This window comes from Kaistia sp. 32K, assembly GCF_016629525.1.
GTDB lineage: Bacteria > Pseudomonadota > Alphaproteobacteria > Rhizobiales > Kaistiaceae > Kaistia.
In genome coordinates, this window is record NZ_AP024269.1 from 1,949,714 (window position 1) to 1,967,597 (window position 17,884).

The 17,884-nt window shown below is 66.8% G+C and carries 18 protein-coding genes; 17 read left to right on the forward strand and 1 reads right to left on the reverse strand.

All coding sequences use genetic code 11. The features are described from left to right. Positions 1–30: 30 nt before the first annotated feature. The 3 genes from K32_RS08745 (at position 31) to K32_RS08755 (ending at position 2,284) form a co-directional block, all read left to right on the forward strand. Entirely contained in the window at positions 31–1,518 is a 1,488-nt protein-coding gene (locus K32_RS08745) for an AMP nucleosidase (protein ID WP_201403643.1), read from the forward strand. A 77-nt stretch (positions 1,519–1,595) separates the two neighbouring features. After that, entirely contained in the window at positions 1,596–1,856 is a 261-nt protein-coding gene (locus K32_RS08750) for a type II toxin-antitoxin system Phd/YefM family antitoxin (protein WP_201403644.1), read from the forward strand. Beyond that, positions 1,856–2,284 carry a type II toxin-antitoxin system VapC family toxin gene (locus tag K32_RS08755; protein ID WP_201404421.1) on the forward strand — a complete coding sequence of 143 codons (429 nt, stop codon included), beginning with the start codon at positions 1,856–1,858 and terminating at the stop codon, positions 2,282–2,284. Before K32_RS08750 ends, K32_RS08755 begins: the two co-directional genes overlap by 1 nt. On the opposite strand, the gene erpA is transcribed toward K32_RS08755, so the two are convergent. Further along, positions 2,281–2,619 carry an iron-sulfur cluster insertion protein ErpA gene (gene erpA / locus K32_RS08760; RefSeq protein ID WP_201403645.1) on the reverse strand — a complete coding sequence of 113 codons (339 nt, stop codon included), beginning with the start codon at positions 2,617–2,619 and terminating at the stop codon, positions 2,281–2,283. The two genes, K32_RS08755 and erpA, sit on opposite strands and share 4 nt — an antisense overlap. Positions 2,620–2,729: 110 nt before the next feature. Between erpA and K32_RS08765 the strand changes: the two genes are divergently transcribed. The 14 genes from K32_RS08765 to K32_RS08830 all read left to right on the forward strand — a co-directional run bounded on the left by K32_RS08765 (position 2,730) and on the right by K32_RS08830 (position 17,796). Then, on the forward strand, positions 2,730–3,947 hold the full coding sequence (locus tag K32_RS08765; protein WP_201403646.1) for a deoxyguanosinetriphosphate triphosphohydrolase: 1,218 nt from the start codon (positions 2,730–2,732) through the stop codon (positions 3,945–3,947). Positions 3,948–3,992: 45 nt separating this feature from the next. Further along, positions 3,993–5,750 (forward strand): arginine--tRNA ligase, encoded by a 1,758-nt coding sequence (gene argS / locus K32_RS08770; RefSeq protein ID WP_201403647.1) that lies wholly within the window; start codon positions 3,993–3,995, stop codon positions 5,748–5,750. 149 nt (positions 5,751–5,899) lie between these two features. Then, complete coding sequence (locus K32_RS08775) at positions 5,900–7,504, forward strand: SPOR domain-containing protein (RefSeq protein WP_201403648.1); 1,605 nt, start codon at positions 5,900–5,902, stop codon at positions 7,502–7,504. 70 nt (positions 7,505–7,574) lie between these two features. Next, complete coding sequence (gene nagZ / locus K32_RS08780; RefSeq protein ID WP_201403649.1) at positions 7,575–8,609, forward strand: beta-N-acetylhexosaminidase; 1,035 nt, start codon at positions 7,575–7,577, stop codon at positions 8,607–8,609. 15 nt (positions 8,610–8,624) lie between these two features. Continuing rightward, a complete protein-coding gene (locus tag K32_RS08785; protein WP_201403650.1) occupies positions 8,625–9,461 on the forward strand; it encodes a ScpA family protein in 837 nt (278 codons plus the stop codon). Positions 9,462–9,463: 2 nt separating this feature from the next. Beyond that, complete coding sequence (gene scpB, locus K32_RS08790) at positions 9,464–10,138, forward strand: SMC-Scp complex subunit ScpB (protein WP_244669910.1); 675 nt, start codon at positions 9,464–9,466, stop codon at positions 10,136–10,138. Positions 10,139–10,351: 213 nt separating this feature from the next. Next, positions 10,352–11,335, forward strand: coding sequence for a TAXI family TRAP transporter solute-binding subunit (locus K32_RS08795; RefSeq protein ID WP_201403651.1), 984 nt, complete (start codon positions 10,352–10,354; stop codon positions 11,333–11,335). Positions 11,336–11,390: 55 nt separating this feature from the next. Then, complete coding sequence (locus K32_RS08800) at positions 11,391–12,506, forward strand: ABC transporter ATP-binding protein (RefSeq protein WP_201403652.1); 1,116 nt, start codon at positions 11,391–11,393, stop codon at positions 12,504–12,506. Between the two features lie 97 nt (positions 12,507–12,603). Then, positions 12,604–12,828, forward strand: a complete 225-nt coding sequence (locus K32_RS08805; RefSeq protein ID WP_201403653.1) for a twin-arginine translocase TatA/TatE family subunit — start codon at positions 12,604–12,606, stop codon at positions 12,826–12,828. 79 nt (positions 12,829–12,907) lie between these two features. After that, positions 12,908–13,549 carry a Sec-independent protein translocase protein TatB gene (gene tatB / locus K32_RS08810; protein ID WP_201403654.1) on the forward strand — a complete coding sequence of 214 codons (642 nt, stop codon included), beginning with the start codon at positions 12,908–12,910 and terminating at the stop codon, positions 13,547–13,549. After that, positions 13,546–14,361 carry a twin-arginine translocase subunit TatC gene (tatC, locus tag K32_RS08815; protein WP_201403655.1) on the forward strand — a complete coding sequence of 272 codons (816 nt, stop codon included), beginning with the start codon at positions 13,546–13,548 and terminating at the stop codon, positions 14,359–14,361. Before tatB ends, tatC begins: the two co-directional genes overlap by 4 nt. Positions 14,362–14,545: 184 nt before the next feature. Further along, entirely contained in the window at positions 14,546–16,084 is a 1,539-nt protein-coding gene (gene serS, locus K32_RS08820; protein ID WP_201403656.1) for a serine--tRNA ligase, read from the forward strand. A gap of 94 nt (positions 16,085–16,178) precedes the next feature. Next, the gene (gene surE / locus K32_RS08825; protein ID WP_201403657.1) at positions 16,179–16,937 is read left to right on the forward strand and encodes a 5'/3'-nucleotidase SurE; all 759 of its coding nucleotides are present in this window, start codon (positions 16,179–16,181) and stop codon (positions 16,935–16,937) included. Between the two features lie 166 nt (positions 16,938–17,103). Beyond that, positions 17,104–17,796: a protein-L-isoaspartate(D-aspartate) O-methyltransferase gene (locus K32_RS08830; RefSeq protein ID WP_201403658.1), complete on the forward strand. Its 693-nt coding sequence runs from the start codon at positions 17,104–17,106 to the stop codon at positions 17,794–17,796. The last annotated feature ends 88 nt before the right edge of the window (positions 17,797–17,884 follow it).

Consider the following 17,884-nt stretch of genomic DNA (forward strand, 5'->3'; position numbering starts at 1 on the left):
GTCGACAGTCGCGCCCGAAAGTGGGGTGCCATGCCGATCGATGAAGTTATATTCGACGTCCCGAAGCCCATCGCCAGCGAGGCGTTCACCGATCCGGATCGCGCGATCGCGCGCCTGGAGGAGATTTACGATCTCCATACCGCGCATCTCCGTGACCGCTTCGACGCGCTCCTGAAGGGGCATCCGCCCGTTGGCCGCGTCCGCGCCACCTATCCCGAGATCCGCTTCACCACGACGAGCTACGCGAAGATCGATTCGCGCCTGTCTTATGGCCATGTCTCGGGCCCCGGCACCTACGCCACCACCGTCACGCAGCCGAGCCTGTTCCGGAACTATCTGAAGGAACAGATCAAGCTGCTCGTCCGCAATCACGGCCTGCCGGTGACGGTCGGCCCGTCGAACCTGCCGATCCCGCTGCATTTCGCCTTCCCGAACGGCGTGCATGTCGAGGGCCAGCTGGCCGAGCGGATCGAGCGTCCGCTGCGCGACATGTTCGACGTGCCGGACCTTGCCGTGACCGACGACGCCATCGTCAACGGCACGTTCGAGCCGCTGCCGGGCATGCCGCTGCCGCTGGCGCCGTTCACCGCGCCGCGTATCGACTATTCGCTGTTCCGGCTCGCGCACTACACGGCAACGAACGCCGAGCATTTCCAGAATTTCGTGCTGTTCACGAACTACCAGTTCTACATCGACGAATTCTGCGTCCGCGCCCGCAAGCTGATGGCGGAAGGCGGTGGTGGCTACGAGGCCTTCGTCGAGCCCGGCAACGTCATCACGCCGGCCGGGGCAACGCAGCCCGTTTCCGGCGCCGCGCCGCCGCGCCTGCCACAGATGCCCGCCTATCACCTGAAGTTCGCCGGCAATGCCGGGCTGACGATGGTCAATATCGGCGTCGGCCCGTCCAACGCCAAGACGATCACCGACCATGTGGCGGTGCTCCGCCCGCATGCCTGGCTGATGCTCGGTCACTGCGCCGGCCTCCGCAACACGCAGGCGCTGGGCGACTACGTGCTGGCGCATGGCTATGTCCGCGAGGACCACGTGCTCGACGCCGACCTGCCGAGCTGGATCCCGATCCCGCCGCTCGCCGAGGTGCAGGTGGCGCTGGAGGATGCCGTCGAGGCCGTCACCGGGCTGGAGGGCTATGACCTCAAGCGCATCATGCGGACCGGCACCGTGGCGACGATCGACAACCGCAACTGGGAACTGCGCGACCACCGCGAGCCGGTGCAGCGCTTTTCGCAGTCGCGCGCCATCGCGCTCGACATGGAATCGGCGACGATCGCCGCCAACGGCTTCCGCTTCCGCGTGCCCTACGGGACGCTGCTCTGCGTCTCCGACAAACCGCTGCATGGCGAACTGAAGCTGCCGGGCATGGCGTCCGACTTCTACCGCCGCCAGGTCGGCCAGCACCTCGAGATCGGCATCCGCGCCATGGAGATGTTGCGCGAGATGGCGCCCGAGCGCCTGCATTCCCGCAAGCTCCGGAGCTTCACGGAGACGGCGTTCCAGTAGGGGGCAGCACGGTTGGCGTTGGTCGCGGCGGGTCCTATATTGGTGCTTGTATAAACATAGCTACAGGGGGCGTCGCCATGACCATCACCACCCTGACCAGTCGCGAGTTCAATCAGGATACCAGTCGCGCCAAGAAGGCCGCGAACGAGGGACCCGTGATCATCACGGATCGCGGGCGGCCGGCGCATGTGCTGCTCTCGATCGAGGAATATCGCCGGATCACCGGCACCGGCCGGAGCCTGCTGGAGGCGCTGGCTCAGACGGAAGAGGAAAGCGACTTCGAGTTCGATCCGCCCAAGATGGGCGGCAGCTGGCTCAAGCCCGCCGATCTGGAATGATGTTCGTCCTGGATACCAACGTCATTTCGGATTTGCGGCGTCCGGAACGATCGAATCCGAACGTGCAGGCCTGGATCGCCGGCCAGGACCCAATGGCGCTGTTTCTTTCAGCGGTCACGATTCTGGAGCTTGAGATCGGCGCGCGCCGAATCGAGCGACGGGACGCCAAGCAGGGCGCCATCCTGACGTCGTGGATCGAACGTCAGGTCTTGCCGCTCTTCGAGGGTCGAATCCTGCCGATCGACGTCAGCGTCGCGCTGCGATGTGCCCCGCTACATGTGCCGGATCGTCGGAATGACCGCGACGCGTACATTGCGGCAACAGCCCTGGTCCACGGGATGACCGTGGTGACGCGCAATACCAACGATTTCGAGGGGACGGGCGTCCCGCTGCTCAATCCCTGGCTGGAGCGGCCCGCAGCGCCCTAGAGCGCGAAGCTAGTGCCGCAGCCGCAGGAGGCGGTGGCGTGGGGGTTCCTGATCTGGAAGGACTGGCCAATCAGGTCGTCGACGAAGTCGATCTCGGACCCGTCCATATAGGGCAGGGAGATCTGGTCGATCAGCACGAGCGCGCCGCCCCGCTCGATGACGAGGTCGTCGTCGGAGCGGTTGGTGTCGAGATCGAAGCCGTACTGGAAGCCCGAGCAGCCGCCGCCGGAGACGCTGACGCGCAGAGCCGTGCCGCTCGGTTCCTTCGATAGGATCCGGGCGATCCGCTTCACGGCGCGGTCGGACAGGGTGACGTCGAGCGTTTCAGTGGTCATGGCAGCTTCCGAAATTAGGGCTACCTTGCCGGTGCCCGCACCCGATAGTTAGGAATGCGTTTGGCGGTGTCAATCGCTGCGATGCAGCGGACGGGAAGAGAGTAGCACAGATGGAAGGCCAGATCGGCTTCGGCATTGGTCCTCACGCCGCCTTCGCCGTCGATCCGGCGGCGAGTCGCGGGCGGCTCTATCCCGAGCCCGAGAGCCCGACTCGCACGCCATATCAGCGTGATCGCGACCGCATCATCCATTCGACCGCCTTCCGCCGCCTGAAGGACAAGACGCAGGTCTTCCTGTTCGACGAGGGCGATCATTATCGGACCCGCCTGACCCACACGATCGAGGTGGCGCAGATCGCCCGGGCGCTGGCCCGCGCGCTCCGCCTCGACGAGGATCTCGCCGAGGCGATCGCGCTGTCGCATGACCTCGGCCACACGCCGTTCGGCCATGCCGGCGAGCGGGCGCTCGACCGGCTGATGCAGGGCCATGGCGGCTTCGATCACAACGCGCAGAGCCTTCGGGTCGTCACCAAGCTCGAGCGGCGCTATCCGCAATTCGACGGGCTCAATCTCTCCTGGGAAGCGCTGGAGGGGTTGGTCAAGCATAATGGGCCGCTGGTCGACGCGGCGGGTAGGGGCGTCGGATCCTATGCCGGCAAGACGCTCCCGGCTGCCATCCTCGCCTATGCGGAGGAGCAAGACCTGCAGCTCGCGACCTACGCCTCGGCCGAGGCGCAGGCGGCCGCGATCGCCGACGACATCGCCTATGACGCGCACGACATCGATGACGGCCTGAGGGCGGGTCTCCTCAAGGTGGACGGCCTGCGCGAGGTCGAGTTCCTGCGCGACATCATCGGCGAGATCGACGCCCGTCATCCGGGACTGGAGAAGCCGCGCCTCGTCAACGAGGTGGTTCGGCGCGTCATCACCCGGATGATCGAGGACGTGATCGCCGAGGCTCTCAAGCGCCTTGGCGAGGCGAAGCCTTCCTCGGCCGACGCGCTCCGTCATGCCGGGCGGCCGATGCTTGCCTTCTCCGACGAATTGTCGAAGGCCGACCGGGCGATCAAGACGCATCTCTGGCACAACGTCTATCGCCATCCGCGCGTCATGCAGGTCATGACGGCGGCGGAGGGCGTGGTCGAGCGCCTCTTCGAGCGCTACTGGAGCGATCCGGCCGCGTTGCCGGACGAATGGCGCCGGGACCTCGACTTGACCGATTCCAACCGCCGCGCCCGCCGGATCGCCGATTTCCTGGCCGGCATGACGGACCGCTATGCACTGCGCGAGCATCAGCGCCTGTTTGACGCTTCGCCCGATTTGGGTTAGGCGCGCAGCACAATTTCCTATCCGCCCGAAGGGCTCGATCCCGCTATGAACATTTTCCGCGACTTCACCGCACGCGTCACCTCGGCCGTCGAGATCATCCTGGCGGCGCGCGACAGCGCGCCCGTCGATCTCTCCCGTATCGTCGTGGAGCCGCCGCGCGACGCAGCCCATGGCGATCTCGCGACCAACGCCGCCATGGTGCTGGCGAAGCCGCTCGGCCTGAAGCCGCGTGATCTCGCCGAGGCGATCGCCGGCCGTCTGCGCGACGACGAGGACGTCGCTTCCGTCGAGGTCGCGGGACCCGGCTTCATCAATTTGACGCTGGCCGCACCCTATCGCGCCCATGCGCTGAAGAGCCTGATCCAGGCCGGTCCGGACTATGGCCGCAGCCGGATCGGCGCCGATCTCAAGGTGAATGTCGAATACGTTTCCGCCAACCCGACCGGCCCGATGCATGTCGGCCATTGCCGTGGCGCCGTGGTGGGCGACGCGCTGGCCAACCTGCTCGATTGGGGCGGCTTCGACGTCACCAAGGAATATTACATCAACGACGCCGGCGGCCAGGTCGACGTGCTCGCCCGCTCGGCGTTCCTGCGTTATCGCGAGGCGCTCGGCGAGGATATCGGCTCGATCCCCGACGGGCTCTATCCCGGCGACTACCTGAAGCCGGTCGGCGCGGCGCTGGCGGACGTCCACGGCCGCAAGCTGCTGGACATGGCCGACGCGGAATGGCTGCCGATCGTCCGCGACGCGGCGATCAGCGCCATGATGATCATGATCCGCGACGATCTCGCGCTTCTGAACGTCCATCATGACGTTTTCTTCTCCGAGCGCACGCTGAGCGGCTCAAACGGCGGCAAGATCGCCGAGACGATCGCCGACATGGAGACGAAGGGCTTCGTCTATCGCGGCACGCTGCCGCCGCCGAAGGGCCAGTTGCCCGAGGACTGGGAGGATCGCGAGCAGCTCCTGTTCCGCGCCACCGATGTCGGCGACGACATCGACCGTCCGCTGATGAAGTCGGACGGCAGCTACACCTACTTCGCCGGCGACGTGGCCTACTTCAAGGACAAGTTCGACCGCGGCTTCCGGCAGATGATCTATGTGCTGGGCGCAGACCATGGCGGTTACGTCAAGCGCCTGCAGGCGGTCGGCCGCGCCATCTCCGGCGGCACCGCCTCGGTTGACGTGCTGCTCTGCCAGCTGGTGAAGCTGTTCCGCGCCGGCGAGCCGGTCCGCATGTCGAAGCGCTCGGGCGACTTCGTCACGCTGCGCGACGTCGTCGAGGAAGTCGGCCGCGACGCCGTGCGCTTCATGATGCTCTATCGCAAGAGCGACGCGCCGCTCGATTTCGATTTCCAGAAGGTGACGGAGCAGTCCAAGGACAATCCCGTCTTCTACGTCCAGTACGGCCATGCCCGCGCCGCATCGATCCTGCGCAACGCGGCGCAAGAGCTGCCGGCGCTCGACCTTTCCGCGTCGGCTCTGGCAGGCGCCGACCTGTCGCTTCTGGACGATGCGGGCGAAATCGGCCTGCAGCGCCGCCTCGCCGAGTTCCCGCGAATCATCGAATCGGCCGCCGAAGCGCACGAGCCGCACCGGATCGCCTTCTACCTCTACGATCTCGCAGCAGAGTTCCATCAACAGTGGAACCGGGGCAAGGACCTGCCGCAATTACGTTTTATTAACCTTGAACAACCACAGTTGACCGCGGCCCGACTTGCCCTTGTTCATGCCACAAAGCTGGTGCTGTCATCCGGTTTGCTGGTGCTAGGGGTTAACGCGCCCGAAGAGATGCGGTGATGTCTCTGTCGGAGCTTTGCGTCCGGCAGACGAACGACACCGGCTAAGACGGAAAGTGGAGCGCGATGGCAGATCGCTACGATAATTCGTTCTCGCGGCGGCCTCAGCCGGGCGACGGGAACACGGGGCGGCGCAATGAGCCGTCTCCGGTGGAAGACGATCCGCTGGTCGAACTGGCGCGGATCGTTTCCGGAAAATCAAGCTTCGACGACATCGTCGGCAGCCGTTCCCCCGCCGCCGCGCCCACGGTGCGGCCGGCGCAGTCGGCGAATGTGCGCGATACGTCGTTCGACCTCGAATCCGAGCTGATGAACGATCTTCAGTCCTCGTTCGATCCTTCGGTTCGTTCCGCCTCCGGTCGGCCGGCCCAGGTCGAGCCGCAGCCGCCCCGCGCGGTGCCCCCGCGCGATCCGGGCTTTGATCATCTGGCGCTGCGGCCGGGTGCTCCGGCTGCGCCGCCGCAGTGGCAGGCCGTTCAGCCGCCGCGCCAGCCCGAGCCGCGTTATCAGGCTGAGCCGCGCTACCAGCAGGAGACCTACGCCCAGCCGCCGGTCGAGGAAGATCCCTATGCCGGCACGGCCTATTCCGCCGCCGACTATGGCCGCGAGCGGGGACAGCCCGCCTATGCCGGATATCATCCGGGCCAGGAAAACGGCGCCGACGATCATTCGACCGGCTACGACACCGATTATGCCGACGATCCCAATGCCGGCTACGACGACGGCTATGACGACGCGCAGCCCTATGGCCGCGACCGGGACTATGAGGAGCCGCGCCGCTCGCGCAAGGGCCTGATCCTTGCCGCCGCCGGGCTCGCCGTGGTGCTGGCCGGTGGCCTCGGCGCGCTGGCGCTCAAGGGTGGCGGCGGCAGCGCGAACACCGGCGCGCCGCGTGTGATCGCCGCCGACGAAGGCCCGACCAAGGTGCAGCCGACGGTCCAGCCGACCGATACGGAAGTCGCCCAGAACAAGCTGATCTACGATCGCGCCAGCCCCGAACTCGCCGGCGACGAGCAGCTCGTCCTGCCGGATGACGGCCCGATCGACGAGCGGCCCGCTTCCAACGAATCCGAAGCGAGCCGTGGCATTTCGCGGATCATCCTGCCGGGAGCGCCCGGCGACAATGCCAATCCGCAGTCGATCGACGATCTGGCCGGTCCCGCTTCGGCGGCTCCGGCAACGGATGCCGATGCCGGTCCGCGCAAGGTCCGGACCGTCGTCGTGAAGCCGGACGGCACGATCATCTCGAGCGAGGCGCAGCCGCGCAACGGCGCCGCCGCTGCCGCCAATGCGCCCGCTGCGTCGGCTCCCGCCGCGTCGGCTCCCGCCGCTCCCGTGAATACGGCGGAAGCCGATCCGGTCGATCTCGGTGCGCCGGAGAAGGACGCCTCGCAGCTGGCGGCTCCGGCCGCCCCGGCGCCCGCGCCGGCCAGGCCGCGCGCCCAGCAGACGGCAACGGCTCCCGAACCCGCTCCGGCGGCGCCGCGCGCGGCGGCCCCGGCCTCGGGCGGCTTCGTCGTCCAGGTCGCTTCGCAGCGCACCGAAGAGGCGGCGATCGCCTCCTACAAGGCGATGCAGCGCAAGTTCCCGAGCGTGTTCGGGTCGCAGGAGCCCAACGTCGTGCGCGCCGATCTCGGCGCCAAGGGCATCTACTATCGCGCCCGCGTCGGCCCGATGGCGACCCGCGACCAGGCCGTTTCGTTCTGCGAAAGCCTGCGGGCGGCCGGCGGCGACTGCATCGTCCAGAAGAACTGATCGCGACAGACCGGGCGGCGGAGTCACTCCGCCGCTTGCGGTCTGCGCGGCAAGCGGCTAAGGCCGAAGAATGACCGCCAAAGCATTCATTTCGGGCTGCGCGGGCCGCAGCCTCACGGCCGATGAATTCGCGTTCTTTCGCGACGAGCGGCCTTGGGCACTGATCCTTTTCAAGCGCAACATCGGCACGCCGGAAGAGGTCTGCGACCTGGTCGCGACCTTCCGCGATGTCCTCGGCGATCCCGATCGTCCCGTCCTGATCGACCAGGAGGGCGGCCGCGTCCAGCGCATTGCCCCGCCGCATTGGCGCAATCGCCCCGCCGCCCGCTTCGCCGGGGATCTCTATGCCGAGGACCAGGCCGCCGGACGGCGCATGGCCTGGCTGCACGGCCGCCTGATCGCCTCCGACCTGATCGACCTCGGCATCACCGTCGACTGCCTGCCGGTCCTCGATGTCGGTACGCCGCAGACGCATGCGGCGATCGGCAACCGCGCCTATGCCGAGGAAGCCGCGACCGTCTCGGCGCTTGGCCGCGCCACGACCGAGGGCCTCGCCGCTGGCGGCGTGCTGCCGGTCATGAAGCACATGCCCGGCCATGGCCGCGCCACCGTCGACAGCCATTTGAGCCTGCCGGTCGTCGACGCCAGCCTCGCGACGCTGAAGGCCTCGGATTTCGCGCCGTTCAAGGCATTGAACGACCTTCCCATGGCGATGACGGCGCATATTGTCTTCACGGCGATCGACAAGGACCGGCCGGCGACGACCTCGCCGGTGGTGGTCGAGGAAGTCATTCGCGGCGCGATCGGCTTCGACGGCCTCCTGATGAGCGACGACCTGTCGATGCAGGCGCTCGGCGGCGATTACGCCAGCCGCGCCGCGGCGGTGCTTGGCGCCGGCTGCGACATGGTCCTGCATTGCAACGGGCTGATGGAGGAGATGCGGGAAGTCGCCCGCGTCGTTCCCGAATTGTCGGGCCGCGCCGCCGAGCGCGCCGCTGCCGCCCGCGCCGCCCGCAAGCCGCCGCATCCGCTCGACCGCGAGGCGGCCGAGGCCGAGTATGCGACGCTCGCCGAACGCGCCGGCTGGCCGCCGGCGCAGGCCTGAGCGGAGATCGACGGGATGGCCGGGACCAGCGACCAACACGGCCAGAGCGACCTCTGGGAGATGGAAGGGCGGGCGGAGCGCAAGGTCGGCGACGCGGCGCTTGTCGTCGACGTCAATGGCTTCGAAGGCCCGCTCGACTTGTTGCTGGCCCTCGCCAGGACCCAGAAGGTCGATCTCGCCAAGGTCTCGATCCTGGCGCTGGCCGAGCAGTACCTCGCCTATATCGAGGAACTGCGCCAGCTGCGGCTCGAACTCGCGGCCGACTACCTCGTCATGGCGGCCTGGCTGGCCTATCTGAAATCCCGCCTGCTGCTGCCGGCGCCCGCGCCGGACGAGGAGCCGAGCGGCGAGGAGATGGCGGCGTCGCTTGCCTTCCGGCTGCGCCGTCTCGAAGCGATGCGCGACGCGGCGGCGAAGCTGGTCAATCGCGACCGGCTCGGCCGGGAAGTCTTCGCGCGCGGCATGCCCGAGCCGATCGAGGTCGTCGACCATAGCGTCTATAGCGCCACGCTCTACGATCTCCTGACCGCCTATGCGTCGCAGCGCCAGCGCCAGATGGTGTCGGTGGTTCATGTGCGCCGGCGGCAGGTCTGGTCGCTCGCCGAGGCGCGCGAGGTTCTGACCCGGATGATCGGCAGCATCGCCGACTGGACGCCGGTCGACGTCTTCCTGTCGCCCTGGATCCAGACGCCGGAGATGCGCGCCACGGTGCTGGCGAGTTCGTTCAGCGCCAGCCTGGAGCTGGTGCGCGAGGGCAGGGTGGAGCTGCGCCAGACCGCGCCTTTCGCCTCGCTCTACATGCGCGATCGCGACCGCGATGGCGCGGAGACCAAGAGTGCTGAGAGTGGCTGAGAATGGTTGATCGCGGAAATCTCACCCTGCTGGCGCCCGAGGAACACCGGATGGCGCTGCGCATGCTGGAAGCCATGCTGTTCGCCAGCGACGCGCCGCTCGGCAAGGCGGAGCTCGCCGCCCGCCTGCCCGAAGGCAGCGATATCGACGCCCTCATCCGCGAGATCGAGCACGCCTATTCGGGGCGCGGTGTGAACCTGGTGAAAGTCGCCGGCAAGTACATGTTCCGTACGGCGAGCGATCTCGCCTTCCTGCTGCAGCGCGACGCGCACGACCAGAAGAAGCTCTCGCGCGCCGCCCTCGAGACGCTTGCGATCATTGCCTACCACCAGCCGGTGACGCGGGCCGAGATCGAGGAGATCCGCGGCGTATCGATCTCCAAGGGGACGATCGACGTGCTGATGGAGGCGGGCTGGATCCGCATGCGCGGCCGCCGGCGCACGCCCGGTCGCCCCGTGACCTATGGCACCACGGAGGCCTTCCTGGTGCATTTCGGGCTCGAGGCGATCGGCGACCTGCCGGGCCTCGACGAGCTCAAGGGCGCGGGCCTGCTCGATGGCCGCATTCCGCCGGGCTTCTCGGTGCCGGAGCCGCGCGATGGCGACGCCTTGACCGACGACGAGGATCCGCTCGATCCCGGCGATCTGCTGGCCGCCGGACTTCGCGAGCACGACTAGTCGTTTCGCGTCTCTCGCAGGCCCTGGTTGGAATGTCGCGTTAATGGCCAGCCGGTCTCGATGCTGTGCCAAAAGTAGAGCGGCGCGATCGAACAGAATTCGTTGACCCTGTTTATCTGCCTTCCCTTGCGTCGCATCCGGCGCCTTCTATGATCTGGAGCGCCCGGCGCGGTGAAGCGTGCCGCGCAGGCCTCTGGGGGAGGGGGAAGCGTCGTGGTCGAATTTGTCCTGAACCGTCGTCATCTTCTGGCTGCGGGGCTCGGTGCCGCCGCTTTGGCGGCGTCGCCGCGCCGGCCGCTCGCCGAGGAGCCGATGCGCGCGGTGATCGTCTCCGGTGGCGTCGGCGGCGTGTTCTATCCCTACGGGCAGATCCTCGCGAGCCTGCTCTCCGCCTCGGTGCCGGCGCTCGCGGCGTCGGGCCAGATGACGCGCGGTTCGGTCGACAATGCGCGCTTCATCCACCGTCGCGAGGCGGATATCGGCTTCTCGACGCTCGACTCCGCCTATGACGCGATACACGGGACCGGCGCCTTCGCCGCGGATGGCAAGCTGGACCTCTGCGTCCTCGCGGTGCTCTACGATTCCTACCTGCACATCGTCGCGGCGGGCGACAAGGGCATCTCCCGGATCAGCGATCTCAAGGGCAGGCGGGTCTCGGTCGGATCTACGGGATCCTCGACCGAGACGATCGCCGACCGCGTCATGGAGGCGGCCGGTCTCCATCCGCACGCGGAGATCGAGCGGTTTAATTTCGGCGTCGCGGAATCGGCCGACGCGCTGAAGTCCGGCCGGATCGACGCGTTCTTCTGGATCGGCGGCCTCCCGACGGCGGCGGTGTCGAACCTCGCCGCTTCCGGAACGCCCAAGCTCGTCTTCCTGCCGACCGAGAACCTTGAGGCGATCGACAAGGCCTATCCCGGGCTCTATCGCCCGGCCTCCCTGCCGAAGACCACCTATGCCGGCATGACCGAGGACGTTCCGAGCCTCGAGGTCGCGAATGTGCTTATCGTCTCGAGCAAGGCGGAGCCGCGCTTCGTCACCACGGTGCTGGAGGGCATCTTCGCGAATGTCGAGCTGATCCGGAGCTCGCACCCGGAGGCGAAGAAGCTCTCGCTCGAAACCGCGGGCTTGCGAACGGCGGTGCCGTTCCATCCGGCCGCGGAGGCTTTCTACGCGGAGAAGGGCGCCCTGAAGTAGCACTGCGCCCCGACACCAACTCGACGCCGGCCGCGTCAGCCGTTAAACCGCTTGCATGAGCGCAAGCACCCAATGGATTGAACGCACCGCCTGGGGCCGTCGCGGCACCGCCGGTGTCACCATCGCCGCCCGCCTCGGCTTTGACGGCGTCACCCACCACTATGGCGACGCGCCGTCGCTGCGCGGCATCAAGCTCGATGTCGAACCGGGGGAGGTGGTCTGTCTGCTCGGCCGCTCCGGCTGTGGCAAGACGACGCTGCTGCGCGTCACGGCGGGCCTCGAACGACCTTCGTCGGGGCGCATCACGGTCAACGGCCGCGAGATCGCCGGCCCGTCCGTCTTCGTACCGCCGGAGAAGCGCGGCGTCGGCCTGATGTTCCAGGACTATGCGCTGTTTCCGCACATGACGATCCTGAAGAACGTCATCTACGGCCTCGATGACCTGCCGCGCGCCGAGGCGGAGCGGCAGGGGCGGCTGGCGCTCGCCCGTGTCGGCCTCGACGGCTACGCCGCGTCCCATCCGCATGCGCTTTCCGGCGGCGAGCAGCAGCGCGTGGCGCTCGCCCGCGCCATCGCGCCCCGACCCTCCATGCTGCTGATGGACGAGCCGTTCTCTGGCCTCGACAAGCGCCTGCGCGATCACGTCCGCGAGGAGACGATGGCGATCATCCGCGAGACACGGGCGACCTGCATCATCGTCACCCACGATCCCGAGGAGGCGATGCGCATGGGCGACCGTATCGCCCTGATGCGAAACGGCAAACTGCTCCAGGTCGGCACTGCGCGGCAACTCTACGAGAAGCCCGTCGATCTCTATGCGGCGCGCTTCTTCTCCGAGCTGAACGAGTTCGAGGCCGTCGCCAAGAACGGCCGCGCCGAGACGCCGATCGGCACATTCGCGGCGCACAGCCATGCCGACGGCACGGAACTCTCGGTCGGCGTGCGGCCGCAGGGCGTCGGCTTCGCGATCGCGGGGGACGGCGTGCCCGGGCGCATCGTCGGCCATCAGTTCCTGGGCGAGGTCGACCTGCTCAGCGTGGCCATCGACGGCGCCGATCGGCCGGTTCGGGTCCGCACGCGCGACAACGCCGAGCCCTTCGTCGTCGGCAGCACGGTGTGGCTGAAGGTCGATCCGCGCGAGGTCTTGGTGTTTGCCAAACAGGCAGAATAACCCTACATGCGTTTTACAAGTCCGTTGCGGCAGCAGGGTGCGTCTGCGATAGTCTCGCACCAAACGCGGTGCGCGTGAATTTTGTGGAGATGAGTTGATGGGTTCTTTCAGCATCTGGCACTGGCTGATCGTGCTGGTGATCGTCCTCCTGCTCTTCGGCAAGGGGAAGATTTCGGATGTGATGGGCGACATGGCGAAGGGCGTGAAGAGCTTCAAGAAGGGCCTCGCCGACGACGATGAGCCCGCCGCCAAGCCGACGATCGACCACAAGCCGTCCGACGTCGTTTCGTCGAGCACCGACGAGAAGACCCGCGCCAGCTAAGGCCTAGAAAAGGGCCGCGAAGCTGCCTCGGATCCGCGCGAAGGCGCGGATCACAGGTTAGGCAGATCGGTGTGAGAGAATGCTGGATATCGGCTGGAGCGAGTTGCTCGTCATCGCAGTGGTGGCGATTGTCGTGGTTGGTCCCAAGGATCTGCCACCGATGTTGCGTGCGCTGGGACGAACCGTCTCCAAGATGCGGAAGATGGCGGGCGAGTTCCAGGGTCAGTTCAACGAGGCGCTCAAGGAAGCGGAGCTCGACGACGTCAAGAAGTCGTTCGACGAGTTGCGCGGCCTGAACCCGATGAACGACATCAAGAATAGCTTGAACCCGCTTTCCGGGCCGATCGCCAAGCCGGCTCCGGCGCCTGTGCCGCCGCCTGCGGACCAGCCGCTGCAGCCTGCCACCGCCAGCGACATCGAGCCGGCCGCTCCCGCGCCCGTCCTGGCGGAGCCCGCGGCCGAGAAGCCGAAGCCGAAGCGGCCGAGGAAGACGGCTGCCGTGGAGAACGGCGAGGTCGCGCCGGCGAAGCCGCGCGCGTCGCGGGCCAAGGCCAAGCCTGCTGCCAACGGCACGGATCCGGAAGCCGCGCCGGTGAAGCGGGTTCGCAAGCCGAAGCCGGCTCCGGTCGAGGCCCCGGCTCCGGTAGAGGTCGTGACCGCGCCTCCCTCCGTCGCCAGTGAACCGGTCGTCGCCAGCGTGACGGAAGAACCCAAGACATGAGCGACAAACCGACGGTCGACGAAGACGAGATCGAAGCGAGCCGCATGCCGCTGATGGAGCATCTGATCGAGCTGCGCTCGCGGCTGATCAAGACGCTCGTGGCGGTGCTCGTCGCCTTCCTGGTCTGCTTCTATTTCGCCGGCACGATCTACAACATCCTCGTCCTCCCCTACGAATGGGCGGTGGGGCCGGCGAAGGATGTGAAGCTGATCTATACCGCGCCGCAGGAATATTTCCTGACGCAGATGAAGCTCGCGCTCTATGGCGCGGTGTTCATCGCCTTCCCGGTCATCGCGATGCAGATCTACAAGTTCGCGGCGCCGGGCCTCTACAAGCACGAGCGGCAGGCCTTCGTGCCCTACCTGATCGCGACGCCGGTTCTGTTCGTGCTCGGCGCGGCGCTTGTCTATTTCCTCGTCCTGCCGATGGCGCTGCACTTCTTCCTGTCGTTCCAGCAGACCGGCGGCGAGCACAAGGCGCAGATCGAGGCGCTGTTCAAGGTCAACGAGTATCTCGGCCTGATCATGACGCTGACGCTGGCCTTCGGCATCGTGTTCCAGCTGCCGGTGGTGCTGACGCTGCTCGGCCGCGCCGGCGTGGTGACGAGCCAGATGCTCAAGGCCAAGCGGCGCTATGCGATCGTCCTCGCCTTCGTCATCGCGGCCGTGCTGACGCCGCCCGATGTCGTCAGCCAGATCTCGCTCGCGATCCCCGCCATGCTTCTCTACGAAATCTCGATCTATTCCGTCCGGATGGTCGAGCGGAAGCGTACCGAGGCGGAGACGCCCGACGAAGAGGGCGAAGCCGCTTAAGGCGGAAGCGATCCTCCGGATTTCATCAAAAGCCCCGCCGTCTCGGCCGAGACGGCGGGGCTTTTGCGTTCCGCGGGGTCGCTCCCGGGTTGATCCGCCGGCCCACTCACACTATCGGTCATGCGGCGATATCTTCGCTCCTTTGCGGCCGGGATGACGGCCGCTCTCTCTTCGAGGCTCGATCATGCTCGACATCAAATGGATCCGCGAAAACCCCGAAGCGCTCGACCGTGCGCTCGCCAGTCGTGGGGCCGAGCCGATCTCGTCGACGCTGATCGCGCTCGACGAGGCGCGCCGCGCCCATATTGTCCAGGTCCAGGCCGCGCAGGAGCGCCGCAACGCCGCCTCCAAGGAGATCGGCAAGGCGAAGGGCGCCAAGGACGAGGAGACGGCGCAGCGGCTGATGGCCGAGGTGGCGACGCTGAAGGAGTTTCTCTCCCACGCCGAGGACGAGGAGCGCCGGCTCAACAAGGAGCTCGACGACGCGCTGGCGGTGATCCCCAACGCGCCGCTGGAGGATGTGCCCTTCGGCAAGGACGAGGCCGACAACGTCCCGTATTTCGGCCGCAACCAGACCGCCGCCCAAGCGGACGCCGCGCGTCCGAAGAAACGCGAGCATAGCTTTGTTTCGAAAGAGCATTTCGAGATCGGCGAAGGCCTTGGCCTGATGGATTTCGAAGCTGCGGCCAAGCTCTCGGGCAGCCGCTTCGTCGTGCTGAAGGGGCAACTCGCACGCCTTGAGCGCGCCATCGGCCAGTTCATGCTCGACCTGCACACGACCGAGCATGGCTATACCGAGGTGCAGCCGCCGCTTCTGGTCAAGGATGCCGCGCTGTTTGGTACGGGACAATTGCCGAAGTTCAAGGAGGACCAGTACTTTTCAACAGACGCTAATTCACTTGGTCAGATCGAGAGCTTTGTCGGAGGGGAGCTTGATCGGAATAATGCAGTTGACCCAGCAACTCTGCTTGAAAGGGTCAATAATCTGATCAGGTCTATGGAGAACGCGGGTTTCAGCGATGCGACGATCGAGGCTGCGGCGAAGAGGGCATATGCAAAGGTAGCTGGCGAACAATATGAGTTCACTTACAGGCGATCAAATGATGAGCCAAATCGATTCTGGCTGATCCCGACCGCCGAGGTGCCGCTGACCAATCTGGTCCGCGAGTCGATCCTCGACGAGAAGGAGCTGCCGCTCCGCTTTACCGCGCTGACGCCCTGCTTCCGCTCGGAGGCGGGTTCCGCCGGCCGCGACACGCGCGGCATGCTGCGCCAGCACCAGTTCAACAAGGTCGAGCTGGTCTCGATCACCACGCCCGAGACGTCGATCGACGAGCATGAGCGCATGCTCGCCTGCGCCGAGGAAGTGCTGAAGCGCCTCGACCTGCATTATCGCGTCATGACGCTCTGCACCGGCGACATGGGCTTCGGCTCGCGCAAGACCTACGACATCGAGGTCTGGCTGCCGGGCCAGAACACCTATCGCGAGATCTCGTCCGTCTCCGTCTGCGACGATTTCCAGGCGCGCCGCATGAATGCCCGCTATCGCCCGGGCGCCGAGAAGGGCACGCGCTTCGTGCACACCCTGAACGGCTCCGGCACGGCGGTTGGCCGCGCGCTCATCGCCGTCATCGAGAACTACCAGAACGAGGACGGCTCCATCACCGTGCCGTCGGCGCTCAAGCCCTATATGGGCGGGCTCGACAAGGTCGGGGCGGCATAGCCGTAGCCCTACGGAAAAGAGCCGGCGTCCAGGCGGCGCCGGCTCGCCCAACCGCGAAAATCTCTTCTGACCCATAGCGAAGGCTGAATTGGCAATGCGCATTCTGATCACCAATGACGACGGCATCCACGCTCCCGGCCTCGCGGTGCTGGAGCGGATCGCGCGGACGCTTTCCGACGACGTCTGGGTGGTCGCGCCGGAGACTGACCAGTCGGGTCTCGCCCATTCGCTGACGCTCAACGATCCGCTGCGCCTGCGCCAGGTTTCGGAGCAAACCTTCGCCGTGCGCGGCACGCCGACCGATTGCGTCATCATGGCGGTCCGCAAGGTTCTCGACCGGGCGCCGGACCTCGTCCTGTCGGGCGTCAATGCCGGCCAGAACGCCGCCGACGACGTCACCTATTCCGGCACCGTCGCCGGCGCCATCGAGGGCACGCTGCTCGGCATTCCGTCGATCGCGCTCAGCCAGGCCTATGAATTCACCGACGGCCGCCGGGTCATCCCGTGGGAGACCGTCGAGGCGCATGCGCCGCGCATCCTGAAGAAGCTGATCGCGCATGGCTGCCCGCGCGGCGTGCTCTACAATCTGAACTTCCCGAACCGCGCGCCCGGCCTCGTCACCGGCGTCGAAGTGACGTCGCAGGGCGTCGTCACGCACGGCCTCACCGTCGACGAGCGCAATGACGGCCGTGGCAATCCGTATTTCTGGCTGAAGCACCGCCGGATCGACGAGCAGCACGTGGCGGGAACCGACGTCGACGCGATCCAGCGCGGCGTCATCTCGGTCACGCCGCTCCGGCTCGACATGACCGCCTATGACCAGGCGCATGAGCTGAAGGCGCTGTTCGACTGAGATCGGGCTCTGTCCCCGACGGAAGGCCGTTTCGCGCGCCGGGATGCGCGTGGGCGGCCCGATGTCGCCATTTGATACGAATTTGCCGTACGCGGTGCGTGCACTAAGACGGCGTTTACCACCTTGGCCGCATGACTATCGTTCTGTAGGCGAGGGCGCGTAGCGTATGGCACTCGGAGCGGTTCAGTTTTACCCGACGGATTATGAGGCCATAGACGATGGCCTCATTCCGATCGCGGAGTTCCTGCTGCGCATGCGGCAGTTCGGCATCATGGACCGGCGCATGGTCGACGCGTTCGAGTCGATCTCGCGCGAGCCGTTCATGCCGTCCAACATCCGAAGGGCGCCGCTGTTCGCCGAGCGCCCGCAGCCGATCGATTGCGGCCAGCTCAACACGCCGCCCATTCTCGCCGCCCGGATGATCGAGGCGCTGGCGCCGACGACGCGCTGCCGCGTGCTCGAGATCGGCACCGGCACCGGCTATCTCGCCGCCGTGCTCTCCCGCCTTTCGCGACGCGTCTACACGATCGATCGCTTCCGCACGCTGGTGACGGCGGCACAGGCCCGTTTCGAGGCGCTCGGCATCAGCAACATTACCTCCGTCTTCGGCGACGGGCTGATCGGCTGGCCGGAGAAGGGGCCGTTCGACCGGATCATCTGTTCCGCCTCGGCGCCGGCGGTGCCGCTGGCCTTCGTCGAATCGCTCAGCACCAACGGCATGCTGGTCATGCCGATCGGTCCCGATGACGGCATCCAGACCATGACCCGTTTCGTTCGCGTCGATCGCCAGCTGGTGTCGACGCCGATCTGTCCGGTCCGGATGGTGCCCTTGATCCGGGGCAGGGCGGCCAAGCTGTAGCCGGCCGCCGGCTCGGGCGGAGCGCGGCCAGAGGCAAGGATCCAGGCGGCCAAGGGCTGTCCCGCCGAGCGCTACCCCTTAACCGTGC

Coding starts and splice junctions, on each gene's coding strand:
- K32_RS08745 (WP_201403643.1), top strand. CDS start 31: ATGCCGATCGATGAAGTTATATTCGACGTCCCGAAGCCCATCGCCAGC.
- erpA (WP_201403645.1), bottom strand. CDS start 2,619: ATGACCACTGAAACGCTCGACGTCACCCTGTCCGACCGCGCCGTGAAG.
- K32_RS08785 (WP_201403650.1), top strand. CDS start 8,625: ATGGCCGGGACCAGCGACCAACACGGCCAGAGCGACCTCTGGGAGATG.
- tatB (WP_201403654.1), top strand. CDS start 12,908: ATGCTGGATATCGGCTGGAGCGAGTTGCTCGTCATCGCAGTGGTGGCG.
- K32_RS08755 (WP_201404421.1), top strand. CDS start 1,856: ATGTTCGTCCTGGATACCAACGTCATTTCGGATTTGCGGCGTCCGGAA.
- K32_RS08805 (WP_201403653.1), top strand. CDS start 12,604: ATGGGTTCTTTCAGCATCTGGCACTGGCTGATCGTGCTGGTGATCGTC.
- surE (WP_201403657.1), top strand. CDS start 16,179: ATGCGCATTCTGATCACCAATGACGACGGCATCCACGCTCCCGGCCTC.
- serS (WP_201403656.1), top strand. CDS start 14,546: ATGCTCGACATCAAATGGATCCGCGAAAACCCCGAAGCGCTCGACCGT.
- nagZ (WP_201403649.1), top strand. CDS start 7,575: ATGACCGCCAAAGCATTCATTTCGGGCTGCGCGGGCCGCAGCCTCACG.
- argS (WP_201403647.1), top strand. CDS start 3,993: ATGAACATTTTCCGCGACTTCACCGCACGCGTCACCTCGGCCGTCGAG.
- K32_RS08800 (WP_201403652.1), top strand. CDS start 11,391: ATGAGCGCAAGCACCCAATGGATTGAACGCACCGCCTGGGGCCGTCGC.
- tatC (WP_201403655.1), top strand. CDS start 13,546: ATGAGCGACAAACCGACGGTCGACGAAGACGAGATCGAAGCGAGCCGC.
- K32_RS08765 (WP_201403646.1), top strand. CDS start 2,730: ATGGAAGGCCAGATCGGCTTCGGCATTGGTCCTCACGCCGCCTTCGCC.
- K32_RS08830 (WP_201403658.1), top strand. CDS start 17,104: ATGGCACTCGGAGCGGTTCAGTTTTACCCGACGGATTATGAGGCCATA.
- scpB (WP_244669910.1), top strand. CDS start 9,464: ATGGTTGATCGCGGAAATCTCACCCTGCTGGCGCCCGAGGAACACCGG.
- K32_RS08750 (WP_201403644.1), top strand. CDS start 1,596: ATGACCATCACCACCCTGACCAGTCGCGAGTTCAATCAGGATACCAGT.